This window comes from Flavobacterium luteum, assembly GCF_008806775.1.
In the GTDB taxonomy this organism is placed as follows: Bacteria; Bacteroidota; Bacteroidia; order Flavobacteriales; family Flavobacteriaceae; genus Flavobacterium; species Flavobacterium luteum.
In genome coordinates this window covers 215038-221662 of the sequence record NZ_WAEM01000006.1, presented here as the reverse complement: position 1 = coordinate 221662, position 6625 = coordinate 215038, and the positions used below count along the sequence as shown (strand labels likewise).

Annotated in this window: 4 protein-coding genes; 3 read left to right on the top strand and 1 reads right to left on the bottom strand. The window is 31.6% G+C overall.

Going from position 1 to position 6625, the window contains the following annotated elements; translation table 11 throughout:
- Positions 1–2627 (bottom strand): T9SS type B sorting domain-containing protein (locus tag F6464_RS11825; protein ID WP_191963379.1); only part of this gene is annotated, 2627 nt, incomplete at its 3' end.
- Positions 2628–3189: 562 nt separating this feature from the next.
- Between F6464_RS11825 and F6464_RS11820 the strand changes: the two genes are divergently transcribed.
- The 3 genes from F6464_RS11820 (at position 3190) to F6464_RS11810 (ending at position 6612) form a co-directional block, all read left to right on the top strand.
- Positions 3190–4125 (top strand): ABC transporter ATP-binding protein, encoded by a 936-nt coding sequence (locus F6464_RS11820; RefSeq protein WP_151108080.1) that lies wholly within the window; start codon positions 3190–3192, stop codon positions 4123–4125.
- 83 nt (positions 4126–4208) lie between these two features.
- Positions 4209–5498: a YCF48-related protein gene (locus F6464_RS11815; protein WP_151108079.1), complete on the top strand. Its 1290-nt coding sequence runs from the start codon at positions 4209–4211 to the stop codon at positions 5496–5498.
- A gap of 103 nt (positions 5499–5601) precedes the next feature.
- Complete coding sequence (locus tag F6464_RS11810; protein ID WP_151108090.1) at positions 5602–6612, top strand: 3-oxoacyl-ACP synthase III family protein; 1011 nt, start codon at positions 5602–5604, stop codon at positions 6610–6612.
- Positions 6613–6625 lie beyond the last annotated feature (13 nt).

Here is a 6625-nt window from a genome sequence, read left to right as displayed (position 1 = left end):
TTGCTGTAAACTTTAATGCCATATCTATTAAATATTTCAAGTTTGGATACATTGAAATTGCTTAAATCAAAAGTATCATTCAAAGTATCATTATTAGGAGAAATGCCTTTTGGAACAATAGGAGTATTACAATTTAAAACAATAACATTCTCGATAGCCTCGGCATCACAACCATCACTATTGATAACTACTTTATAAGAGCCTAAATCTTTTACAACTAACTTATTCGCGCTTTGATTATTGACTATTGCATTGTCTTTAAACCAAGAATAAGTTACATTGTTTTCAGATGGAATAGCTTCTAAAGTATAATTTGTAGCAATACATCCAGCAGTAATTGAAACCGAAGGGTTGTTAACAGTTATTGTTAAATCTTTTGTAGTAGCACATTGTCCTACAGAAGGAGTAAATTTATAATCGGTTGTTGAGGTGTTGTTTAAGTCGGGAAACCAAGTTCCTGATATTCCGTTTAAAGAAGATGTAGGTAATGGTAAAAGTGCGCCTCCAGAACAAATTGCAGCAATAGGATTAAAAGTTGGAGTTATATTTGGATTAACGTCAACTGTCAATTTAGTTTCAGTACTACAATTTCCAGAAGTAGGTGTGAAAGTATATTCAGTAGTTTTTGTATTATCTATTGCTGGTGACCACACTCCTGTTATTTCATTTAAAGAAGCTGACGGTAAAGATAATGGGGCTCCTAAGCAAATTGTTATAGGGTCAAATGTTGGAGTTATAGAAGTTGTAATAGATATGGTTAGTTTAGTAGTACTCGCACATATTCCTAAAGTAGGAGTAAAGGTATATTCTGTGGTTTTTGTATTATCTATGTCAGGAGACCAGGTACCGGTTATTCCATTGATTGAAGTTGTTCTTAATGCAGGAATAATTGTGCCCAAACAAACTGGCGCTGGTTGGGTAAAAGTAGGTGCAATAGGTTGGTCTACCGTTATAGTTACGCTTTTAGATAAACTACATGTTGCATTAATTTTAAATGACAAATCATCTAAAGCAAAATCATTTCCATCTGATATAAATACTCTGTCATACATAGATATAGTTGCATTGATACTATTTCCTGAATTCCAAACATAGGAGTATTGAACCCACTTACAAGTTGAGTTTGGTGCATTAGCAATTCCTATAGATGTACCATTAATTGTAACTTCAATTTTTGCAGGATTAACGGATACTACAGATTGTACCCAATAACTAAAAGTGTAATTTTGATTAGGAACTACAGGAACGGTTTGTTCCCAAGCCTTATCATTTCCGGAATTAGCAGTAGATCCATCAAAAACTATCATATTTCCTGCTCCTGAAGTATGGTCTTTACAGTCAGCAAAAGGATTAAACCAATTTTTTGCTGATGTAACAATTCCGTAAGCTCTTTGAGTGCCTCCATTTCCTGGATTTAATATATATGCATAATCGTTAATGAAACCCGTATTTCCTTCCGAAAAATTTCCATTGGTTAATAGGGAAATAGAATTTGGACTAATTGGATTAGAAGTTACAGTATAAGTAGTGGTTTGTGTTGGTTTTACAGTTGGATTTGCACTATTAGGATTTGTTAATGTGATATCAGTAGGTAATGCGGTCCATGTATACGTAGAGGTGCTCCCGCTAACACCTAATTCTGTTGAATTACCAGAACAAATCGTTTTTGATTGGCTCACTGTTAAATCAGTTGGCGGAGATAAAGTAATGCTAGTTTTTGGGGATTCAGTATTGCTATTGTCAGTTACTGAAACATCATAAGTGCCTGGCGCTAATCCTGTAAATAAACCCGTCAAACTTGTGGCAGCTGATGCCCCTGATAAAGTATATTTTATATAAGGAAAACTACCTCCAACTCCTGTGGCAGTAATGGTTCCGTCACTTGAACTTGGGCAAAGAGGATTAGTAAATGAGGTGTTTATAGATAACAAAACAGGAGGGCCTGTTAAAACAAGGTCGTCAATAGCAAAATCATTTCCTACTGGATTTAAATTGGTATTAAACAATTCAATATTTACACAAGCACTAGTAGCTTTAAATGTATATTCAACTTTTTGCCAATCAACAGCTGGAAGGGGTGCAATTGCAGTTGGATTATTAGGGGTTACATCTAAAGCGTTACCAATAAATGTAACAATTTTAGCTTGAGTATCGTTATTTATAACGGTATTTGATATCGATTTTATCCAATAACTAAAAGTATAAGTATCGCCAACCTTCAGTCCGCAAATTCCATCTCCAGTGCTCCCAGCAATCCAAAATCGACGATTTCCAGTTGTTGTAGTTCCGTCAATAATCATCATATTTCCTGTTCCAGATGTATGATCACCGATAGTAATAAAATTAGCGGTATTCATAGGTTTGGGATCGTTTGTAATTGCATATTCGCCCGGAGCAGTTGAACCTGAAAAAGGAGGTGTAATTAATTTGTACGCAACACTATTAGTGACAAATCCAACCGTACCCCTTTCAAAATCTCCATTTGTAATAAGATTTTGAGAATACAAATTTGTAGAAACTAAGTTTACAAGCAGAAAGAATGTTAAAACATTAAAAAATTTAGTTGTTGTTTTTCTTTTCTTATTTTGTATGAAAGTTTTAAGATTAAAAAAATTTTTTGCTGACATTGTTGTTTTTGTTTAGAATATTTTTTGGTATTTCAAATTTATATCATGTATACATATAATGTTTTTAAAACATGTATACAAAAACTATACAACTCTAAAATAATTTTTAAGTCTATTAAACCCTATATATTACAACTATTTCGATGTATTGGCTCATATTTTAAATTATTTAAATTATAAAAAACACAAAAATGTTGAGGTATTGTATAGGTAAATATCATTATTTTAGTACATATAATTGGTTTTAATATTCAATTTAATTCAATTATATTGAATATTTTGTCTTTTAAAATTAAGTATCCTTAGAAATAATAAGAAAAAAACACACTTGTAATAAATTTGAAATTCTTATATAAAACATTTTTTATTGTATTATAATGGTTTGAATTAAGAGTTTTTTACAGATTACTCATTTTATGAACTTAAATATATAAAAATATAAGACGGATTAATATATTTTTGTATTTACAATTTATTTAAGGCTCTATAATTTAGCTAAATTAGCGTGTTGAAATACAATTCTTTCTCTAAATTTGAAATTTAATTTTCAGATTTGTAACTTATGTTAATTGTAAAGAATATTTCCTTTTCCTATGATGATTTTTTAGTACTAAAAGATGTAAGTTTTATTATTAATAAAGGACAGAACATTGCTTTAATAGGGGAAAGCGGTTGCGGAAAAAGCACACTTTTAAAGTTAATATATGGGTTATATGATTTAAAAAATGGTGAAATAAGTTACGATAGTAAACCAATTTTTGGGCCAAAATTTAATCTTATTCCTGGTGAAGAATATATAAAATACCTTGCTCAAGATTTTGATCTAATGCCTTACATTACCGTAGAGGAAAATGTTGGTAAGTTTTTGTCTAATATTTATAAAGATAAAAAGACAAATCGTATTCAGGAATTATTAGAGATGGTCGAAATGACAGCATTTGCTAAGGTAAAAGCCAAATACTTAAGTGGCGGACAGCAGCAAAGAGTAGCTCTTGCAAAAGTTTTAGCACTAGAACCAAAGGTGTTGTTACTAGATGAACCCTTTAGCCAAATTGATACCTTTAGGAAGAATACTTTAAGGAGAAACCTATTTCGTTACCTAAAAGAAAAGCAAATTACCTGCATAGTTGCCACGCATGATAGCAAGGATATTCTCGCTTTTGCTGATGAAACTATAGTAATGCAAGATGGAAAACTAATTGAAAAAGGAAAGACAAAATCAGTTTATGAACAGCTAAAAAATAAATATATAGCTGCTCTTTTTGATGAAGTCAATGAAATTCCAGCAAACATATTTAACAATAGTGTTGCATTATTAGCTTACCCTCATCAGTTAGAAGTAGCAGAAAAATCTAATCTTAAGGTTACAATTAATAATAATTATTTTAAAGGAAATGGCTATTTAGTAGAAGCTGTTTTCGAAATGAAACAAATCTATTTTGAAAGTTTAATAGAATATCAAGCAGGGGAATCCGTTTTTTTAACCCTAAAAGTATAGTTTTTTGATTTTATTTTTTTAGTTTAACGCTATACATGTGCTTAAAATATATTTAAATAGTATAATTTTGGTAAAAATTACAATTGAAAAAGACTTTATATTTATTTTTATTTTGTACCATTTCAATCTCTGCTCAATTGCAATGGAGACCCCTAACAAGTATTGTATCTAATGGAAACAATCAACGCTTTGATGATGTTTTTTTCTTAAATAAAGATTTAGGATGGGCATTAAACGGATCTAACGCAGGGGTTTATAAAACTACAGATGGTGGTGATACTTGGAAAATCCAGTTATCAGAACTTACACCAGCTTTACCTGGAAATTATTATTTTAGAAATATAGAATTTCTAAACGAGAATATTGGTTTTTTAGGAACACTGAATGGAGTTTTTTTTAAAACAATTGACGGAGGAACCAATTGGACAATAATTACTAATTTTTCTACAAATCCTCCAGCAATATGTGGTTTAGACGCTGTTGGATTATCTACAATTTATGGTTGTGGGGCTTATTTTTCGCCTGCATATATAATAAAATCAATAGATAGCGGACAGACGTGGCAATATATAGACATGAGTACCTATGCAAACGCACTTGTAGAAATTTTGTTTCAAGATGAGAATATTGGTTTTGCTTCTGGAAAAAATGATAAAGGAGGAATGATTCTAAAAACAATTGATGGAGGAATTACTTGGGAAGAAGTATATAATACTTCAATTCCTGGCGAGTATGTTTGGAAACTCGAACTTTTACCTACAAATTCAGATATTGTTTTTGGAGCGGTTGAATCTGTAGCTCCTCTTAAGGGAAAATTTGTTAAATCAATAGATAATGGTATTTCTTGGATTAGTAAAGAAATGCCATATACTAGTATTCAAGCTGTTGGGTTCATAACTGAAAATCATGGATGGATGGGTGGATACACTGAAGCTGTTACGAGTATGCCTTTTTTAGAAACTACTGATGGTGGGGCCACTTGGAATGAAATAGGAGTAGGAAGTAATTTAAATAGAATATTTATTTTTAGCGATCAGTTGGCTTATGCTTCTGGAACAACAATTTATAAATTTAGTGATACTAATTTAGCAACTCCCAAATTTTCAGAAAGCAATAGAAAGCCTTTAATTGCATCTGTTCAACCAAACCCGATTAAGGATAAATTGAATCTTAGCATAAATTTTGATAAAAATGACCATATTGTTATTGAATTGTATGATGAAAGCGGTCGTTTTATAAAAATGCTTCAAAAAGAAGATGTTTTGAAAGCAAGTGCTATGACTTATACATTTGATTTTCCATACCCTAAAGGAGTTTATATCCTGAATCTGCATAATGATACAGGAAGGCAGTCTATTAAGTTTGTGAAATAGTTGTAATTTTTGTCGATTTGTAGAAATATACTATCTTGTGGGTCATATATATAGGAGGCCATAATTTACCTTTAAAATTGTAATAAAATAATAAAACAGTATGATGTACCATTCAAAAATATCAGGTCTTGGTTACTTTGTCCCTGAAAACATTGTTACTAATGATGATTTATCTAAAATTATTGATACTAACGACGAATGGATTCAAGAAAGAACAGGTATAAAAGAGCGAAGACATGTCCTAAAAGGAAGCGGAGAAACCACAACTACTATGGGAGTAAAAGCAGCTCAAATAGCAATTGACCGTTCAGGTGTAGCAAAAGAGGATATCGATTTTATTGTTTTTGCAACAATTTCACCGGATTATTATTTTCCTGGTCCGGGTGTGTCTCTTCAAAAAGAGTTGGGATTAAATACTATTGGAGCATTAGATATTCGTAATCAATGCTCTGGATTTGTTTATGCTTTATCTATTGCCGATCAATATATAAAAACAGGAATGTATAATAACATTCTTATTGTAGGTTCAGAGTTACAATCTTTAGGATTAGATATGACCAATAGAGGCAGAAGTGTTTCCGTAATTTTTGGAGACGGAGCAGGAGCAGCAGTTATAAGTAGAGAAGAAGATAGTACTAAAGGAGTTCTTTCCACTCATTTACATTCTGAAGGAGAACATGCAAAAGAGTTAGCCGTTTTGGCACCTGGTATGGGAGGACGTTGGGTTTCGGATATTCTTGCAGAGAATGATCCTGATGATGAAAGTTATTTCCCACACATGAATGGTCAATTTGTATTTAAAAATGCGGTAGTTCGTTTTAGTGAAGTAATAAATGAAGGGCTACAAGCAAATAATTTACAAGTTTCAGATATAGATATGTTGATTCCTCATCAAGCAAACTTAAGAATTTCACAGTTTATTCAAAATAAATTTGGATTGAGTGACGATCAAGTTTTTAATAATATTCAAAAGTATGGCAATACTACTGCCGCTTCTATACCAATAGCTTTAACTGAAGCTTGGGAATTGGGTAAAATTAAGTCAGGCGATTTAGTAGTTTTAGCTGCTTTCGGAAGCGGTTTTACATGGGCAAGCGCAGTAATTAGGTGGTAGTTTAAATGTTTTA

Bases quoted from the DNA above. Each gene is read 5' to 3' on its own strand.
- F6464_RS11820 (WP_151108080.1), top strand. From the start codon at position 3,190: ATGTTAATTGTAAAGAATATTTCCTTTTCCTATGATGATTTTTTAGTA.
- F6464_RS11810 (WP_151108090.1), top strand. From the start codon at position 5,602: ATGTACCATTCAAAAATATCAGGTCTTGGTTACTTTGTCCCTGAAAAC.